Genomic DNA, 18,046 nt, shown 5'->3' on the forward strand with positions numbered 1-18,046 from the left:
CAGGCTCACTTGAACAGGATGGCTGACTGATGGTCCTTGAGAATCGCTTCGGCGACGGGCATCCAGGATCGGAGTTGTGCCGGCGTGCAGACATGTGAAGCCAGCGGGCGATCCAGCACGCGTCGTACGATGACGGTGTTTCCTTCACGGTGGTAGCTTGCAAGATAACTCACGCCGCCGCTGTGCACATTCACATCCGGCGGCAGCGTCTGGACTCGCATACTCTTGGGGAAGGTCAACCGATAATCGAGTTCGACAGTCTTCCCCGGGCATATCGCATCCAGCTGCCGCTGCTGTCGTGCCTGCACGTTGCGTGCATAGACGGTCATGTCATTGGCTCTGGGCAGACGAGGGATGTTCAGGAACTTTCCTTTGACATTGGTAAGGTGCTCCAGACTTCCCTTCCATCGTACAGTGTAGGGGGACTTCAGCGGGCTGGCGGGATCATCCTCGACGGAGAGCTTGCCGTTCATTTTGCTTGCTTCCAGTAACGACTTTTCCCTTTCGCCGGTACTTTGCGTGGCGACGGCAATCCGGTACTTTGCGGACTCATAGCCGGCCATTTCCTTGCTTGCATTCACTGTTGCATTGCCTTTCCCGTCAAAGGCAACGTCCGCGCGAAAATGAGCGAAGGTATTGGACGATGAATGCGGCGGCGTCTTTTTGACTTCTCCTGTCTGGGTCAGCAGGGTAGGCTTGTCGCCCAGCGAGAAGGGGAGCTCTCCGAATGCGGCGTACTTGTTGGTGGCATCAACGAAGAGATCGAATTCAGGCAAATGCGTGATGATGTGATTGAACAGCGTATTGCTGAGCGCAACATTAGGCATGCGATACGCCTCTCCCGCGTTGATCAGCGCTGGGGACGATTTGATACCTTTCGCGCGCAGCAACGCGGCCAGCAAGGTTACGTGATCTTTGCAGTCTCCATATAGGTTCGCCAAAATGACTGGCGCTTCATGTGGAACCACCGGGCCGGCGCCAAAATAGATCGCCACGTAGCGCAGATTCAGATTGACCCAGTTGTACAGCAAGCGGGCTTGTTCCCGGCGATCATTGACACCTTGTGTAATCTTGTCAGCCAGTTCCTGGATGGCGGGCGTCACCGTCGCCTTGTCTGCTGCACGTGATTGATACTGCGCGGCGAATTCAGCCCAGTTGGAGAATGTGCTGACCACCAGCCTGGGGCCGGTGTCCAGTATCGAAGTCTCGCGGATTTCCTCTGGCTTCTCAGTCCATGGCGATGTATAGCGCCATTCATATTGTTTCCAGCCACCACTGTCGACGAGCTTGGCCGGTTCGATATCGACCTGCTCCAGATTCAGTTTCAGATTGGCTGGCGCACGCAGGCTGATACGAGCATCTCCATATTGGAGCTCTTGCGGGAACACCGTCGTGAAACTGAAGGAGCCGGGAAACATCGATTCCTTCTCATGCAGGGAGTAACGCAACCGGATGCTGTCGCCAACCTCCAGTGCAGGGAAGACGACACTCTTGACGTACATCTGGCTGTACATCGGAGCTTGCATGGTTACGGGAAGTGGCTGGTCAAACACGCCCTTGTCTTTGTCAACGTCAATGATGCGACCATCCGCCTTGATGGTCTGAGCAGCATGTACCTCGACTTCGTTCATGCCCTTGATGTATGGCACAGGTATTTGACCGGATTGCTGAACACCTCTGATGGTATTGAGCTTGATGACCATGTCGATGGTCTGGTCTACATGACGTTGATCGTCTAGCTGGATCTGGTTGTCCAGTTTGGTGATGGTGTAATCGTAGGGCGCTGCCAGAGAGAGTTGTGCGCAGGTGAAAAGCGCCAGGGCGGCGCAGGATTTAATCAGGGGATGTGTGTACATAGCCGATCGTGGGGAGTGATAGTCGATGGCTGGCTATGGGCTGGCGTCGGTTGTGAAGGGAGGAGAGTGTGCCGTTCAGGACTAGGACTTGGCTGCGCTTATCGTTCTCTCGTATTTAAAATCGGCCTTACTTTCTTATTCGATAAAGTAGAAGCTGATTCTACAAAGCGTATAAGTTACGCAAAGAAAGGTAATCAGCTGAAAAAGGTGCTTCGGCATACACCGAGTAATTGTCTCTCCTTTTTCCGATTGCACGAACAGATAGGCTAGAGACGCACAAAATGGAAGCGTCTTCATGTAAAGGAAAAATTGATCCACCTTAATTTCAATTCTGGTAAGAAGTTATTTCTTTTGCTGAGAGCCACTCGTTTGGGTACTTGACTCAAAGTGATCGTATACGGCCACAATTGACGCTCCTATCGCTACCGCAGCGACACCTACTGCTCCTCCTAGGGCACCCCCTATAGCGATGGCGTCTCCAGCACCGACCATAGCAGCTCCTCCTGCTACCGAGCTTAACAAACCTGCTGTTCCTCCAGCGGCAGCACCCATGGTAAGTCCCTCTCCATATGATGCACCTTGCTCAACATTGGCTGTAACAGTTATCGTTGGCAGTGGCGTGTCTTGTGTGGGAACGTCATCCCCATCTTCGTCATATCCTCCGCCAACAAATGCCAGTTCCTCCTGGGTCAGTTCACGATATCCCCAGTACTGAGAGGCGATGTTTTCCTGCTTGGAATGTTGATTGAAGAATTTCATAGTTGCTCCTTTTTGCAAATAAAGATGAGGACGACAAGTGTTTGGTTGTACGGTGTATCGCTGTTACATTCCGCCATAGAACTCTTCATCATCCGTTTCTGCGCTCGCCAATTTTGTTTTGAACATCAGCGTCACCCGGATGGCGGGGCAAATACGACTAACCCCGCGCGCAGCGTGAAGAACCCTGTTGTCGAAAATGGCGACGCGCCCCGACTTTGGCAGAACCGCTTGGATAATGTCGCTCTCTTCATTGAAGAACACGGTCTCTCCCGCCCATTCAGGTTTCCAAATCGGGTTGAGATAAAGGATTGCGGTGAAATTGCCTGGTCGTCTTGAATCCACGTGCGGATAACCCTCTACTCCGTAGCTGTGTGCATTGGCATAGCAGCGGACCAGATGGTGATTACGCAGAAATGAATTCTTTAGTTTTTTCCAAACCATATTGACTGGGGAGAGCGAAGGGTCTTGGGCCAGCAGAGATGATTGATCATCCTGATTGCTCTTGTGGGTCTTGAGGATGTCATGATTCCAATGTCCGAATACCATCTTGTCGCTGGCAGATTTCCAGCCATATTTCCAGAAAACATGTTCTTGGAAGTATTCCTGTAATGCTCCCAACTCAGTGTCGGTGAGTAGATTGTCTATTCGCACAAAGCTGCCATCGAAATTTTGTATGGGAGTATCTGCTGGCGGTTGAGCAACGCACGGATCATCGATAAGCATGTTTAATCTCCTTTAACTCTGCGTTGCAGAGCAGGTTGAATTTTTTTTCCGCAATAGAGGTTCCGATGCCATTGCAGCAGCTTACTTTTCCTGATGCGGTTCTAATTTTTAGAAGTGTCCGATCTTCCATGGGTGTTCTCCAGTTCGTCCGTTGAGTAATAAAAAGCTGCTTTCTTTATTTAACTTTTGCGCTGCCGAGGTTTAACGATAGAGATGTCGGAAGTACATATTCAAGATGAATTTCTTTTCCCGTCAGGCGTAAAGAGGCCGAAATGAAACCAATTAGAACGGGTATGAGTGCCATCGTTACGTGAAACCATGTTGAAGATGAATTGAAAACGGGGCGACGCGTCTTTCCCCATATGGAAACGACAGGAAATCCGAGGGCGAGAGCGAAAAAAGAGTATTTGCAATAGGTAAGGAATGCTGAATTCAGGAACGCATAAAAGAAGAGCAGTAAAAGGGCGAATCCAATGGATTGCGTGAAGATGTATATCGAGAGATAGTTTTTTTTCATGCGCCAAGATTGATCAATAACTGTGATGGGTGGTGAACTTAAGGCGATTGTCGATCGGGCGCCGTATGTTGCGCGATGAAGTACACAACTGCGCCGACAAAAATCGGCGCTATTGCCAGAGATAGCGCTCGCCAAGCCACGTTTGGATCTTGTCTGAACGCGCCATAAAGAACAGTAAAGAAAAGATGGGGGGCGAACAGAAGCGCCGTTACGATCAAGAGGAAATGCCGATGCCTCTTCAGGCACCAAGGCATCCATCCGCCAGTAAATGCTCCTAGGAGATAGGCATTTAAATAAGCAAAAGAGTGTTCCAGGTAGAAGTTCTCAATCCAATGCATTTGGCGTTCCTTTGTCATGCCTCTTTTTCAGCGGCAATGTAGCGATATGGTTCTAAGTGGCGAATCTATGTGTGAGTACTCCTTGGTTGATTTTTGAAAGGGCTAGGCAGGTATTGGGCGACCACTTCTTCCTGCAAATAGCAAAGCGCCAGCGACGTAGGGAAAGAGCGCGAATGCTATGGAGAGCGAGAGTTTGTATTCACTCTGGATGTGAAGAAAAGTCGAGAGAAATATGTGGATCGAGAGAAGCGGAGCCAAGATGACTAATTCCCTGCGATATGCCCGTAACCATGTATGCAGAAATGAGCCGCACAGCAGGTTGGCAAAGAGATAGCCAACCAGGAAGTTAAAGAGAAAGAGATTGTGCTTCGCATAGAAGGTGGTAATGGATTGCATCAATTTGGTTTTCCTCCGTTATTGAGTGAACTATTCGGTTCGAGCGACCGCGAGCAGCGGCTCCGCCACCCACTCCCAAATCGCACGTCGGTCTTGCTTCACATCAGCGCTCAAGGTCATGCCTGCTTTCAGCTGTTTGGGTTGGCCGTAGGCATCGATAGCCTGCCGATTGAGCCGAACCTTGATGCGATAGAGCGCCTCCGTCGGTGCGGCAGAGGCCGTTGCGACAAGCTGCTGTGATTGCCCGATGATTGTGCTGGCCAGATTTGCCGGGAGCTCGCTGGGGGCAAATGGTGTCCGGCTTACATCAACGACGGTCCCTTGCTGTAATCCAAATTTCTGATACGGGTAGGCGTCATAACGGATGGCCACTTTTTGCCCTGCGTCGACAAACCCTGCGGTGCGGCTGGTGGCATACAAGTGAGCTTCCAGCGTGGGTGAAGCGGCTGGCCGATCTCCGGCATGCAGCGGGATGAGCGTTGCCAGCATTTGTCCCGGCGCTACGGTTTGTCCGCTCTGGTAGGAAATGGCGGTGATGGTCCCCGCTTGTGGGGCGGTGATCAGGGTGGAGTGTCGGCTGTGGTTCTCGGCGCTTTCTTGCCGAAGGCTGGCCAGTGAGCGTTCGATTTGGGCGAGATCGGTAGCCAGCTCTGTTTCGGTTGAGGCCAGTTCTGATTTCAGTGCAATGCGGTTCGCGGACAATTGGACCTTGCTGCGTTCCAGCGCATTGAGCTTACCTGTGACGTCGAGCAGATCTTCTTGCTTCTGTTGAAGTTGGGCATGTGACACGTAGCCGCTTTGCTGCAGCACTTCATATTTCGATAAGGTTTGGCGTGCCAGTTCTTCGCGGCGTCTTGCGAGGGCGATCTCTTGCTCTAGTTTGTCAGTCTCCGCCCCCAGGTTTTGCTGGCGCTCCCGTATGTTCTGGGTCTTGTCGCGATACTGGCTCTGGCGGAGTCGTCGCTCCGATTCCAGTGATGCCTGTCGCGTGGCAAGTTGCTGGGCAATCAATTCGCTTAGTTCGCCCTCTTTACCCTGTCGCTCAGTGGCCAGTTCGAACAGCGGCTCCTCTGCCGCGACGGCGTCGCCCTCACGGACATATATCCGTTTCAATACACCAGCAGTGGCTGCTGCGACGGTGGCACTGCCATCTATAGGAACAATGACGCCGGCAATGTGCGCCTTTCTCGTGACGGAGCCGCAAGCGACAAACATCCCGATTGTGGCAACGGCGACCAATGACGCGGCCACGATAAGCCAGCCTGCCAATGGGCGTGCAAGCCGTATCGAACCGGCCATACCATCGGTGTGGGCAGATAGTGCCTCCGCCCGAAAGAGCGGAAGCCTGGAGGATGTGTCTGGAGAAGTGATTTTTATCGGCTCTCAAGCAGGGCGCTTGGCTGACTGGCCGAAAAAAGTGGCGGGCTGGCGGCGTAAAAATAGATGCCGCGCACAATGCCATAAGACGCACCGAATGAGGTCGATATTGCTCTGTATACGCTAAGAAATGCTCCGCCCTTCGAAGTATGTCGAGAAGATGTTCTTCGGGGAGAGCAGAGCCATTCTTTTCACTATTTTAGTAGCGATACCCCAACGTCAGCATGACGGTACGATCGTCCCCCAGCGCCACGGCGCGTGCGAGGCCGCCGCTGTAGTACTGGGTGTTGAAGATGTTCTTCACGTTCAGCGCCGCGCGCCAGCGATCGGCGTTGTAGGCCACGCCGGCGTCAGCCAGCACGTAGCCGGGCAGGGTGTAGCCGTTGGTGCGCTGCATGCTCTGGCCGTGCACGCCGCCGTTCAATTCCCAGCCGTTCAGTTGACCCTTGAAGCGATAGCGACCGCTGGCGTTGAAGGTATGGCGCGGGACGTTGTCCAGCCATTGGCCGTTGGTGATGGAGCTGTTGCCGAGGTTGTCCACAGTGATGGAGGCAGTGTAGGCGTAGCCGGCGGTCAGGCTCAGGCCGTTGCTGAAGTCGCTGGTGATGCCGATTTCGCCGCCTTGCGAACGCTGGTTGCTGGCGATCTTGAAGTTAGTGTTGCTGGGATCGCTGCTGAGCACGTTATTGCGGCGCAGGTCGAACACCGCCACGTTCAGGCTGGTGCGGCCGCCGTCGAGGTCGAACTTGACGCCGGCTTCCCATTGCTTGCCGGTCTCCGGCTGGAAGGTGTTGCCGGAGATCGAGGTGCCGACGTTGGGGTTGAACGAGGTGGTGTAGCTGACATAGGGGCGCACGCCGCGCAGGATCTCGTACATGACTGCCGCCGAGCCGGTGGTGGCCGAGGCCGGCGTGTCGGTGTGCACGCGGGTCAGCAGGTTGTCGGAGTAGGTCGAGGTGATGTCATGGCGCAGGCCGGCCAGCAGCTGCCAGCGCTGGCCCAGCGAGAGCGTGTCGCGCAGGTAGAGGCCGGTGTCGCGCACCGAGGTGGAGGTCCGCGTGTTGGGCGTGGCCGGGCAGGTCACGCGCGTGTACACCGGGTTGTACAGGTTCAGCGCAGGGACCGTGCAGGTGTAGGAGACCGCATCTTCGCGCGTGTTCATGTAGTCGGTGCCGAAGGTCAGCGCGTGCTTGCCGAAGTCGGTGTCGAAGGTCTTCTGCAGGTTGGTGTCCATGACGAAGGTCTGGCCCGAGAAGGTCTGGTCGGTGGCGGTCCGGGTTTCGGTGGCGCCGGTCGCGGTGGAGACGTTGTTGGCCACCAGCTGGCCGCTCATGTTGAACTGTTGCCAGCGCAGGTTGTGGTTCAGGGTCCAGCCGTCGTCAAATCGGTGCACCAAGGCATAGCCCAGGCGCGTCTCGGTGGCGTTGTAGGGACGCGCGCCGGTTTCGCCGGTGAACAGCGAGCGCGGCAAGCTGCCGTTGCGGTTGCTGTAGATCGAACCGTACAGCGGCAGCCCCTGCTGGCGCACGTAGCCGCGTTCCTGGAAGCTGGTGAGGATGGTGAAGTCGGTGCGTGGGCCCAGGTCCAGCGACAGCGAGGGCGCGATGTAGCGGTTCTTGAACCAGACGTGGTCGGTCGCGTCGTTGCTGTTGGAAATCAGGCCGTTGATGCGGAAGGCCTGCTTGCCGTTTTCCGACAGCGACTTGTTCAGGTCGAGCGTGGCCTGGCGGAAGTCGTGGCTGCCCACGGTCACGTCGGCGTTGGCGAAGCTCTCGGCCTGCGGGCGCTTGCTGACCATGTTGACCAGGCCGCCCGGCAATACCTGTCCGTATAGCAGCGAGCCGGGACCTTTCAACACTTCCAGTTGCTCCAGCCCGAAGATCTGCTCGGCCACGCGGCTGGAGGTGGTGGTGCGCAGACCGTCGAGGTAGAGCGAGTCCGAGGCTACCTGGCCGCGGATGATGAAGTCATCCCAGCCGCGCCGGCCGTACTGGCCCGAGACCACGCCGGGCACGTTCTTCAACGCATCGGCGACGCTCACGGCTTGCTGGCTGTCCAGCATGGCGCGGGTGACGACGGTGATCGACTGCGGCGTTTCCGACAGGGGCTTGTCCGATTTGTTGACCTGCGCGCGCTTGGCCTTGAAGCCGGCCGGCGCGTCGCCTTCGGCGGTCACGTTGACCGTGGGAAGCTGGGTTGCTGCGGATGGACTGTTGTCGGCGGTCGCTGCAGTTGTATCGGCAGCGCTGGTCTGGGCTGCGGCAAGCAGCGGCGGAAATGCGAGCAATACGGCGAGCGTAGTGCGGGTGAGCAAGAAGGGCATGTTATTTTAGATGAGAATAATTTCTATTTATCATATCGTATTTGTGTGCGTCGCAACAAAGATTTACACGATCCTGATGACCAGCACCTGCCCGTGCCCCTGCTGACGCCATGACCTGCAATCGCAGTGCAATATCAATGTCAGTGCGTCTTGCCACCTGAGAATCCGGCGGGGGCGGTGAGGGTGGATTACCTTCCGGCATGTTTTTTTGCGGTGGTCGGCTTCATCGCAGGGCCTCAAATTTTTCATCTGAAAACCGTTTGCCAAACATTTTTTGCGCTGCTATCTTGGAACCGGTTCCAAAAGATTCAATAAATGAGCAGCCCGGAACCCAGGAAGCACAAATCGAGCAATATCGATCAACAGAGCGATCAACTGATTTGGCGGGCAACAGTGAGACAAAGCACAAAGACCGGCACCGACCGGGTCACGATCGCGCAGGTCGCGCGTGAGGCCGGGGTGTCGAAAACCAGCGTATCGCGTTACCTCGGCGGCGAATTCGACGCGCTGTCGGTGCGCCTGCGCGACCAGATCGGCAAGACCATCGCGCGCCTGGGCTATCAGCCCAGCCAGATGGCGCGCGGCCTGAAGGGCGGGCGCACGAAACTGATCGGCATGCTGGTGGCGGACATCCTGAATCCTTATTCGGTGGCCGTGCTGCACGGCGCCGAAGCGGCCTGCCAGAAGCACGGTTACACGCTGATGCTGTGCAATACCGGCAACGATGAAGAGCGTGAGAAGCAGTCGCTGGCCGCCTTGCACTCGTACAGCGTCGAAGGCTTGCTGTTCAACACCCAGGGACGCAACGTGACGCCGCTGAAGGAGCTCGGGCAGGCGGCCTTCCCGGTGGTGCTGCTGGACCGGCGCATCGAGGGCTGCGACTTCGACCTGGTGGGGCTGGACAACGTCAAGGCCGCGCAGCTGGCCACGCGGCATCTGCTGGCGCAGGGCTATACCGATATCGCGCTGGTGGTGCAGCCGCTGTATGGCGTCAGTTCGCGCCAGGGGCGCCAGGCCGGTTTCTTGCAGGCGATGGCCGAGCGCGGCGATTGTCACGGCGAGACGCTGGAAGTGCATCTGGACCAGCCCGGCCATACGGCCACGGTGCTGCGCGAGTTCTTCGAGCGTCGCCGCGACAGCCGCGGCCGCATCGCGATCCTGGCCGGCAACGGCATGGTGTCGCTGCAGATCGCGCTGGCGCTGCAGAGCATGAAACTGAATTTCCCGCAGGATGTGGGCTTGCTGTGCTTCGACGAATTGTCTTGGTCACCGCTGGTCGGCAGCGGCATCAGCACCATCGAGCAGCCGACCTACGAGATCGGCTTTACCGCCATCGAGCGCCTCCTGGTGCGCATCAACGGCGAGCGCTCGGTGCGCATGGAGATTTTGCTGGACGGCCGCCTGATCAGTCGCGGCTCCAGCCGCAGCGTGGCCGGCAACGACGAGATGGCATTGAGCAGCATGGTGGCGCAGAAGATGGCGCGCGCGGGGGCGGAAGGCATTGTTGCCGCCTGACTGATGTCGGCGCTGCCTGGTACCGGTTCCAGCCGGGCACGCATCGTCGCCTTTCAGGGCGGCATTGCGCCCCGGTGGTAAGACCTTAAAACGCGACCCGATAGTTTGGCGCATTCAACGATTTGCAGAAGCAGGGCCGGCTCGCAAGGCCGGGAAACAGACCTGAGAGATATCAGGCATCGCAGCAAAGAGGGGCAGAAGGGCCCGCCGGGTCCGGAGCCGCACGGACTGCCGTGATCGTGACTGGCACGGCGCAATTTCAGGAGACTAGGATGAGCATCAAAAAGCTTTTCAGCACCAAATTCATCGCGCTGACCCTGGCCGCGACCTGCGCGGTCGCCGGTGCCGCCAGCGCCAGCGCGCAGAGCATCGCCGAGCTGACCAAGAAGGGCAAGATCACCATCGGCGTGGTCAGCGGCACGCCGCCGTTCGGCAGTGTCGACGCCAAGGGCGTGCCCATCGGCTATGACGTCGATGTTGCCAACCTGATCGGCAAGTACCTGGGCCTGCCGGTGGAAATCGTGCCGCTGGTGCCGCCGGCCCGTATCCCGGCGCTGGAGTCGGGCAAGGTCGACATGCTGGCCGCAACGCTGGCGCCGACCCCCGAGCGCGCCAAGGCGGTGCTGTTCACCATCCCTTACAGCGGCTTCGAGCTGTCCATCGTCGGCCCGGTCGGCTCCAATTACAAGAAGCTCGATGACCTGGTGAAGAAGAAGGTCGGCGTCTCGCGCGGCTCCACCAACGACACCGCGCTGACCCGCCTGGCGCCTCCCGGAACCACGCTGGTGCGCTTCGAGGATGACTCCACCGTGACCCAGGCGCTGCTGTCCAACCAGGTGGATGCGATCTCGATCCCCAACACCATGGCGACCGAAATCGTGAAGACCCGCGGCCAAGGCAAGATCGAAGTGAAGTTCCCGTACTCGGTGCAACCGAACTCGATGACCGTGCGCAAGGGTTCCTATGAACTGCAGCAATGGCTCAACAACTTCATCTATTACGTGAAGCTGAACGGCGAGCTGGATGCCATCTCGCGCAAGTGGGCCGGTCCGCTGCCGAACCTGCCAGTGTTTTAAAACTTGTCTTATGTCCTACTGCGAGACTGCCAACGTGGCGCATGCGATGCTCGGCATCCTCATGTACTTGAGTACATTCCGGTGTCTGCGCTTCTCTGCACCACGCTGGCAGCCTCTCGCTACGGACCTAAGACAAGTTTGATGCATTTGGCCGATGTGACTATTCGGCATTGAAGAATCAAGCAAACCGGCGCTGTGTTGACGTATTCACGGCGCCGGACTTGCGCCCCCGGTTTGCCGGGTGTCGGGCGAGGAGTTAACGATGCATTACGATTTTCAGTTCGCCTTCATCTTCCAGCATCTCGACCAGTTGCTGATGGGCGCGCTGCTTACCATCCGGTTGAGCGCGCTGTCGATGATCTGCGGTTTGGCGGTGGGTATCTTCGGGGCGATCGTGAGCATTCACGGCAGCGCGCCGGCCCGCTTTGCGGTGACGTCCTATGTGGAGCTGATCCGCAGCACGCCGTTCCTGGTCCAGTTGTTCATCATTTTCTTCGGCCTGCCGTCGATCGGCGTGCAGGTCGATGCCAACATCGCCGCGCTGGTGGCGATGACGGTCAACCTCGGCGCTTACTCCACCGAGATTGTGCGCGCCGGCATGATGGCCATCCATCCCTCGCAGATCGAGGCGGCGCAGGCGCTGGCCATGACGCGCGGGCAGGTGATCCGCCACGTGGTATTGACGCCCGCGCTGGAGAAGGTTTACCCGGCGCTGGCCAGTCAATTCACGCTGATGATGCTGGCCTCCAGCATCGTCTCGGCCATCTCGGCCGAAGAGCTGACCGCCACCGCGAACCTGCTTGACGCCGAGACCTTCCGCAGCTTCGAGATCTACCTGGTGGTGATGTTCCTCTACATCGCGCTGGCGCTGCTGTTCCGCCTGGCCTTCTGGCTGATCGGCCTGATCGTGTTCAAACGCCGTCGCCGTCTGGGCGTGGCTCGTCCGAGGAGAATGTAATGCTCGCCGAATTTTCCTTCGATAACTTCCTCTTCCTGCTGGAGGCGGCGCAGTGGACCCTGCTGTTGTCCGCGCTGGCCTTCGTGGGCGGCGGTATCGCTGGCTTCATCGTGGCGCTGATGCGCACCTCGCACATACAGGCGCTGCGCTTCCTGTCGGCGGTCTACATCCAGATCATCCAGGGCACGCCGGTGCTGATCATCCTGTTCCTGTCGTTCTACGGACTGGCGATCTTCGGCTACAAGCTGCCGCCGATGGTGGCCGCGACGATTGCCATGACCATTTACTCCAGCGCCTACCTGGGCGAGATCTGGCGCGGATGCATCGAGGCGGTGCCGGTGCAGCAGTGGGAAGCCTCCACCGCGCTGGCCATGACGCGCTGGCAGCAGCTGCGCTACGTGATCCTGCCGCAGGCGGTGCGTATCTCGCTGCCGCCGACCGTGGGCTTCCTGGTGCAGATCGTCAAGAACACCTCGATCGCGTCCATCATCGGCCTGGTCGAACTGGCGCAGGCCGGCAAGCTGGTCAGCAACGCCACCTTCCAGCCGTTCCTGGTGTTCCCGATTGTTGCCGGTATCTACTTCGTTTTCTGCTATCCGCTGTCGCGGTTCAGCTTCGCCCTTGAGAGGAAATTACATGCCCATCGTTGAGATTGACAACATCACCAAGAGCTTCGGCAGCAACCAGGTTCTCAACGGGATTTCGCTGTCGGTCGAGCGCGGCCAGGTGGTGGCGATCATCGGCCGCTCGGGCTCGGGAAAAAGCACCATGCTGCGCTGCATTAACGGCCTGGAAACCATCGACGGCGGCAGCATCACAGTGGCCGGCCACAAGCTGACCAACAAGCACGAACACCTGATCGAGCTGCGCAAGGACGTCGGCATGGTGTTCCAGCACTACAATCTGTTCCCGCACCTGACGGTGGAGGAGAACATCATGCTGTCGCCGCGCATCGTCAAGAAGATCGCCACCGAGAGCACCCGCGAGACCGCCATCAAGGTGTTGAAGCAGGTCGGTCTGGAGCACAAGCGCGACGCTTACCCCGAGCAGCTCTCGGGCGGCCAGCAGCAGCGCGTGGCGATCGCCCGCTCGCTGGCGATGGAGCCGCAGGTGATGCTGTTCGACGAAGTGACCTCGGCGCTGGATCCGGAACTGACCGCTGAAGTGCTGAAGGTGATGGAAGAGCTGGCGCGCGGCGGCATGACCATGCTGCTGGTCACGCACGAAATGGAATTTGCGCGCCGCGTGGCCGACCTGACCGTGTTCATGCACCAGGGCAAGGTGTGGGAGGCGCGCCCGTCCAAGGAGTTCTTCGCCGACCCGCAGACCGCCGAAGCCAAGCAGTTCATCGGCGCGGGCTCGATCAAATGACGCCGGTCCTGGTCGCCGCCTCCGCCTACGGCGCCGACCTGGTGCGCCGCGTCGGCCATGCCGACCTGGTGCACATGGTGGCCGGGGCTGGCGCGGCCGGGCTGGAGATCCGGCGCGAGCTGTTCGCCGGCGAGGGCACGGAAGACCTGCCGGCGCTACGCGCCTTGCTGGAGCAGCACAAGCTGTTCTCGGTGTATTCGGCGCCGTTCGAGCTGTTCGGCGCCGACGGCAAGTTCGACCGCGAGCAGATCGCCATGGCGATGGAGGAAGCCGAGCAGGTCGGAGCGCGCTACCTGAAGGTGTCGCTGGGGCATTTCTCGGCCGCCAGCGATTTGCCCAAGCTGTTGCGCTATCTCTCCAACGCCCCGACCGAGGTCTTGCTGGAGAACGACCAGACGCCGCAGGGCGGCCGGCTGGAGCCGATCGTCAGTTTCCTGTCGCTGTGCACCGGCAACGGCGTGTCCTTCGGCATGACCTTCGACATGGGCAACTGGCGCTGGAACGGCATCGATCCCGAGCTGGCGGCGCGCACGCTGGCGCCGCACATCCGTTACGTTCATTGCAAGGGCGTGCGCGAGGACAAGGGCAAGCTCAAGGCCGTTCCGCTGCAGCCGCAGGACGCCGACTGGCAAAGCCTGTTCGGATATTTCCCCAAGGGCATCATGCGCGCCATCGAATTTCCGCTGGTGGGCGCCGACCTGGAAGAAGTGACGCGGCGCCACGTGGCGATGCTGGCCACGGTATGACAAAGAGGATGCGATGAGCGAGAACGCAGTACAACTGGACGTGGCGACCTATGGCGAGGCGCTGGCCTTGCTGGTGGCCGACGAGGTCGGCGTCTTCGAGGATGTCGAAAAGTACACGCGCCGCCTGGCCGGCGCCGAGACCAACGTCGCCATCGGCCTGGCGCGGCTGGGCCTGAAAGTGGGCTGGGCGAGCCGGGTGGGCAACGATTCCTTCGGGCGCTTCATCAGGAAGCGCGTTGCGCAGGAAGGCGTGGACGTCAGTCGCGTGATCACCGACATGGAGTTTCGCACCGCGATCCAGCTGAAGGCCAAGGCGGTGGACGGCGCCGACCCCGCCATCGAGTATTACCGCAAGGGCTCGGCCGCCAGCCATCTGTCGGTGGCCGATTTTGACGAGGGTTACTTCGGCAACGCGCGCCACTTGCACGCTACCGGCATTGCCCCGGCGCTGTCGGCCAGCACCATGCAGTTCGCCCATCACGCGCTGGACTTCATGCGCGCGCGCGGCAAGACGATTTCCTTTGATCCCAACCTGCGCCCCATGCTGTGGTCGTCGCAGCAGGTGATGGCGCAGCAGCTGAATGCGCTGGCCTTCAAGGCCGACTGGGTGTTGCCCGGGCTGTCTGAAGGGAAAATTCTGACCGGGTACACTGAGGCCCGCGATATCGCCGCCTTCTATCTGGAGCGCGGCGTGTCCATGGTGGTCATCAAGCTGGGCGCCGAAGGCGCCTACTGGCGCAACGCCATGGGCGAAGGCACGGTGGCCGGCGTCAAGGTGAAGGAAGTGGTCGACACCGTCGGCGCCGGCGACGGCTTCGCGGTGGGCGTCATCAGCGGCATGCTGGAAGGCCTGCCGGTCGAGCAGGCCGTGATGCGCGGCAACCGTATCGGCGCCTTCGCCATCCAGGTGGTGGGCGACATGGAGGGCCTGCCGACCCGGGCCCAGCTGGAGGCCGCCGGCTGAACCCGATCAATTCAAAAACACAAGGACAGGAAGACCGATGAAACAGCGCGTGGTGGTGTACAAGACTTTGCCGGAACATCTGAACGAGCAACTGCGCGCTGAATTCGACGTCACGTTCTTCGACCGCATCAACGACGGCAATCGCGCCGCTTTCCTGGACTCCCTCAAGACCGCGCACGGCCTCCTCGGCGCCAGCCTGCCGATCACCAACGCCATGCTGGACGGCGCGCCGGCGCTGAAGATCGCTTCCACCGTCTCGGTCGGGGTCGACAACTTCGACCTGGATTACTTCAAACGACGCGGCCTGATGCTGGCGCACACCCCCGGCGTGCTCAACGAAGCCACCGCCGACACCATCTTTTCGCTGATCCTGGCCAGCGCCCGCCGCGTGGTGGAGCTGGCCGAATTCGTCAAGGCCGGGCAATGGAAGGGCAGCATCGGCGAAGCCCAGTTCGGCGTGAACGTGCACGGCAAGACGCTGGGCCTGATCGGCATGGGGCGCATCGGCAGCGCGGTGGCGCGCCGCGCGCATCACGGCTTCGGTATGAAGATCCTGTACAACAATACCCGTCCCAATCCGGAGGCCGAGCGCGATCTGTCGGCCACCTTCGTCAGCAAGGACGAGCTGCTGGCGCAGGCCGACTTCGTCTGCCTGATGTTGCCGTTGACGCCCGAGACCGAGCGCATGTTCGGCGCGCGCGAATTCGGCCTGATGAAGCGCAGCGCCATCTTCATCAACGCGTCGCGCGGACGCATTGTCGATGAGCAGGCGATGATCAAGGCCTTGCAGGACAAGACCATTTACGCCGCCGGCCTGGACGTATTCGAGGTTGAGCCGCTGCCGGGCGACTCGCCGCTGCTCAAGCTCTCCAATGTGGTGGCGCTGCCGCACATCGGCTCGGCTACGCACGAGACCCGCGTGGCGATGGCCGAGCTGGCCGTGGCCAATCTGGTCGCCGGGCTGCGCGGCGAGCAGGTGCCGCATCTGGCGGTCTGAACGCTTAATTACCTGATCGTCATATTTTCACTGCCGCTTGCCGCGCCGATTCCGATCCGTGCAGCGAAACCGCCGCTGCGTGCTTGTGGTTTATGCTGCCGTGGGCGGAAACCATGGGGCGGGTTTGCGTGTCTTCCAGCAGGCTGCCGTGTGCCGCAGGATCGGATATTGCGGTGCGGTATCGCGCCTGCCGTCAGGTTCAAGGCCGAGCCCGGCCTCACTCCTTCGCGAAGTTTTTTCGGCGGCGGCCAGTTTTTGCTTCCGCTCGTATAAATTAGTGTGTATGCTTCGAATATTAAAAAGAACGATCGTGCTAAATTTCGGTGGCCGCTTCGTTTTGCTTTTATAATTCCGCAGAAGTTTACGTTTACGTCAATTTGTTTTTTCAAGGGCCATGCGATGAAAGTATTAGTACCAGTCAAGCGCGTCGTGGATTACAACGTCAAGGTGCGCGTCAAGAGCGACGGCAGCGGCGTGGATATCGCCAACGTCAAGATGTCGATGAACCCGTTTGACGAAATCGCGGTGGAAGAAGCCGTGCGTCTGAAAGAGGGCGGCAAGGTCACTGAAGTGATCGCGGTGTCCGCCGGCGTGACGCAGTGCCAGGAAACCCTGCGCACCGCCATGGCCATCGGCGCCGATCGCGGCATCCTGGCCGAAGTCGGCGCTGACGTCGAGCTGCAGCCGCTGGCCGTGGCCAAGATCCTCAAGGCGCTGGCCGACAAGGAACAGCCGCAGCTGATCATCCTGGGCAAGCAGGCCATCGACGACGACTGCAACCAGACCGGCCAGATGCTGGCTGCGCTGCTGGGCTGGCCGCAAGCCACCTTCGCCTCCAAGGTCGTACTGGAAGACGGCAAGGTCACTGTGACCCGTGAAGTGGACGGCGGCCTGGAAACCCTGGCCCTGACCCTGCCGGCCATCATCACCACCGACTTGCGCCTGAACGAGCCGCGTTACGTGACGCTGCCCAACATCATGAAGGCCAAGAAAAAGCAGCTGGACACCGTCAAGCCCGACGAGCTGGGCGTGGACGTGGCGCCGCGCGTGAAGACCCTGAAGGTTGCCGAGCCGCCCAAGCGCAGCGCCGGCGTGAAGGTGCCGGACGTCGCGACGCTGGTGGCCAAACTGAAAAATGAAGCAAAGGTGATCTGATCATGACCGCACTCGTTATTGCCGAACACGACAACGCCAGCCTGAAGGGCAGCACCCTCAACACCATCACCGCCGCCACGCAAGTGGGCGGGGACGTCCACGTCCTGGTTGCCGGCGCCAACGCCAAGGCCGTCGCCGACGCCGCCGCGCAAGTCGCCGGCGTGGCCAAGGTCTTACTGGCCGACGGCGCGCAGTTCGCCGACGGCCTGGCCGAGAACGTGGCCGAGCAGGTCCTGGCGATCGCCAAGGACTACAGCCACATCCTGGCGCCGGCCACCGCCTACGGCAAGAACATCCTGCCGCGCGTGGCTGCCAAGCTGGACGTGGGCCAGATCTCCGACATCACCAAGGTCGATTCGCCGGACACCTTCGAGCGCCCGATCTACGCCGGCAATGCGATCGCCACCGTGCAGTCGCTTGATGCCGTCAAGGTGATCACCGTGCGCACCACCGGTTTCGACCAGGCGGCGCAGGGCGGTTCTGCCACCGTGGAAACCATTTCGGCCGTGGCCGATTCGGGCAAGTCCAGCTTCGTCGGCCGTGAGGTGGCGAAGTCGGACCGTCCGGAGCTGACCGCCGCCAAGATCATCGTCTCGGGCGGTCGCGGCATGGGCTCTTCGGAAAGCTTCAAGATCCTGGAACCTCTGGCCGACAAGCTGAACGCCGCCATGGGTGCCTCGCGCGCCGCGGTGGACGCCGGCTACGTGCCCAACGACTGGCAGGTCGGCCAGACCGGCAAGATCGTCGCGCCGCAGCTCTATATCGCCGTCGGTATTTCCGGCGCGATCCAGCATTTGGCCGGCATGAAGGACTCCAAGGTGATCGTGGCGATCAACAAGGATGAGGAAGCGCCGATCTTCTCGGTGGCCGACTACGGCATCGTCGGCGACCTGTTCGAGGTCGTGCCCGAGCTGGTCAAGCAGCTGGGCTGATCCTTCGGTCCGACGCATCCACGGCAGTTTCTACCCCGGCGCT

The 18,046-nt window shown here is 59.7% G+C and carries 16 protein-coding genes; 10 read left to right on the forward strand and 6 right to left on the reverse strand.

The genetic code is table 11. The features are described 5' to 3' along the window. Positions 1-5: 5 nt before the first annotated feature. The 6 genes from J8I26_RS07225 to J8I26_RS07250 all read right to left on the reverse strand — a co-directional run bounded on the left by J8I26_RS07225 (position 6) and on the right by J8I26_RS07250 (position 8,289). Positions 6-1,856, reverse strand: a complete 1,851-nt coding sequence (locus tag J8I26_RS07225; RefSeq protein ID WP_209605592.1) for a DUF3857 and transglutaminase domain-containing protein — start codon at positions 1,854-1,856, stop codon at positions 6-8. Positions 1,857-2,198: 342 nt separating this feature from the next. Further along, the gene (locus J8I26_RS07230; protein WP_209605594.1) at positions 2,199-2,615 is read right to left on the reverse strand and encodes a hypothetical protein; all 417 of its coding nucleotides are present in this window, start codon (positions 2,613-2,615) and stop codon (positions 2,199-2,201) included. Positions 2,616-2,678: 63 nt separating this feature from the next. Beyond that, a complete protein-coding gene (locus J8I26_RS07235; protein WP_209605595.1) occupies positions 2,679-3,338 on the reverse strand; it encodes a 2OG-Fe(II) oxygenase in 660 nt (219 codons plus the stop codon). 555 nt (positions 3,339-3,893) lie between these two features. After that, positions 3,894-4,211 carry a hypothetical protein gene (locus J8I26_RS07240; protein ID WP_209605597.1) on the reverse strand — a complete coding sequence of 106 codons (318 nt, stop codon included), beginning with the start codon at positions 4,209-4,211 and terminating at the stop codon, positions 3,894-3,896. Between the two features lie 408 nt (positions 4,212-4,619). Then, positions 4,620-5,888 carry a biotin/lipoyl-binding protein gene (locus J8I26_RS07245; protein ID WP_209605599.1) on the reverse strand — a complete coding sequence of 423 codons (1,269 nt, stop codon included), beginning with the start codon at positions 5,886-5,888 and terminating at the stop codon, positions 4,620-4,622. 277 nt (positions 5,889-6,165) lie between these two features. Then, positions 6,166-8,289 carry a TonB-dependent siderophore receptor gene (locus J8I26_RS07250; RefSeq protein ID WP_209605601.1) on the reverse strand — a complete coding sequence of 708 codons (2,124 nt, stop codon included), beginning with the start codon at positions 8,287-8,289 and terminating at the stop codon, positions 6,166-6,168. A gap of 393 nt (positions 8,290-8,682) precedes the next feature. On the opposite strand from J8I26_RS07250, the gene J8I26_RS07255 reads away from it, so the two are divergent. The 10 genes from J8I26_RS07255 (at position 8,683) to J8I26_RS07300 (ending at position 18,003) form a co-directional block, all read left to right on the forward strand. Continuing rightward, positions 8,683-9,804, forward strand: coding sequence for a LacI family DNA-binding transcriptional regulator (locus J8I26_RS07255; protein WP_348635290.1), 1,122 nt, complete (start codon positions 8,683-8,685; stop codon positions 9,802-9,804). A 272-nt stretch (positions 9,805-10,076) separates the two neighbouring features. After that, positions 10,077-10,880 carry a transporter substrate-binding domain-containing protein gene (locus J8I26_RS07260; protein WP_079218844.1) on the forward strand — a complete coding sequence of 268 codons (804 nt, stop codon included), beginning with the start codon at positions 10,077-10,079 and terminating at the stop codon, positions 10,878-10,880. 262 nt (positions 10,881-11,142) lie between these two features. Further along, positions 11,143-11,838: an amino acid ABC transporter permease gene (locus J8I26_RS07265; RefSeq protein WP_209605605.1), complete on the forward strand. Its 696-nt coding sequence runs from the start codon at positions 11,143-11,145 to the stop codon at positions 11,836-11,838. Next, positions 11,838-12,488, forward strand: a complete 651-nt coding sequence (locus J8I26_RS07270; RefSeq protein WP_209605607.1) for an amino acid ABC transporter permease — start codon at positions 11,838-11,840, stop codon at positions 12,486-12,488. The genes J8I26_RS07265 and J8I26_RS07270 overlap by 1 nt, the downstream gene beginning before the upstream one ends. After that, positions 12,475-13,209: an amino acid ABC transporter ATP-binding protein gene (locus tag J8I26_RS07275; RefSeq protein ID WP_245200173.1), complete on the forward strand. Its 735-nt coding sequence runs from the start codon at positions 12,475-12,477 to the stop codon at positions 13,207-13,209. Before J8I26_RS07270 ends, J8I26_RS07275 begins: the two co-directional genes overlap by 14 nt. After that, positions 13,206-13,955: a TIM barrel protein gene (locus J8I26_RS07280; RefSeq protein ID WP_209605609.1), complete on the forward strand. Its 750-nt coding sequence runs from the start codon at positions 13,206-13,208 to the stop codon at positions 13,953-13,955. Before J8I26_RS07275 ends, J8I26_RS07280 begins: the two co-directional genes overlap by 4 nt. Before the next feature lie 13 nt (positions 13,956-13,968). Beyond that, on the forward strand, positions 13,969-14,919 hold the full coding sequence (locus J8I26_RS07285; RefSeq protein ID WP_209605611.1) for a sugar kinase: 951 nt from the start codon (positions 13,969-13,971) through the stop codon (positions 14,917-14,919). A gap of 37 nt (positions 14,920-14,956) precedes the next feature. Beyond that, the gene (locus J8I26_RS07290; RefSeq protein ID WP_209605613.1) at positions 14,957-15,916 is read left to right on the forward strand and encodes a D-glycerate dehydrogenase; all 960 of its coding nucleotides are present in this window, start codon (positions 14,957-14,959) and stop codon (positions 15,914-15,916) included. Between the two features lie 399 nt (positions 15,917-16,315). After that, positions 16,316-17,071 carry an electron transfer flavoprotein subunit beta/FixA family protein gene (locus tag J8I26_RS07295; protein ID WP_209605615.1) on the forward strand — a complete coding sequence of 252 codons (756 nt, stop codon included), beginning with the start codon at positions 16,316-16,318 and terminating at the stop codon, positions 17,069-17,071. A 2-nt stretch (positions 17,072-17,073) separates the two neighbouring features. Then, positions 17,074-18,003 carry an FAD-binding protein gene (locus J8I26_RS07300; protein WP_209605617.1) on the forward strand — a complete coding sequence of 310 codons (930 nt, stop codon included), beginning with the start codon at positions 17,074-17,076 and terminating at the stop codon, positions 18,001-18,003. Positions 18,004-18,046 lie beyond the last annotated feature (43 nt).

The sequence above is a fragment of the Herbaspirillum sp. LeCh32-8 genome, assembly GCF_017814915.1.
GTDB lineage: Bacteria > Pseudomonadota > Gammaproteobacteria > Burkholderiales > Burkholderiaceae_D > Herbaspirillum.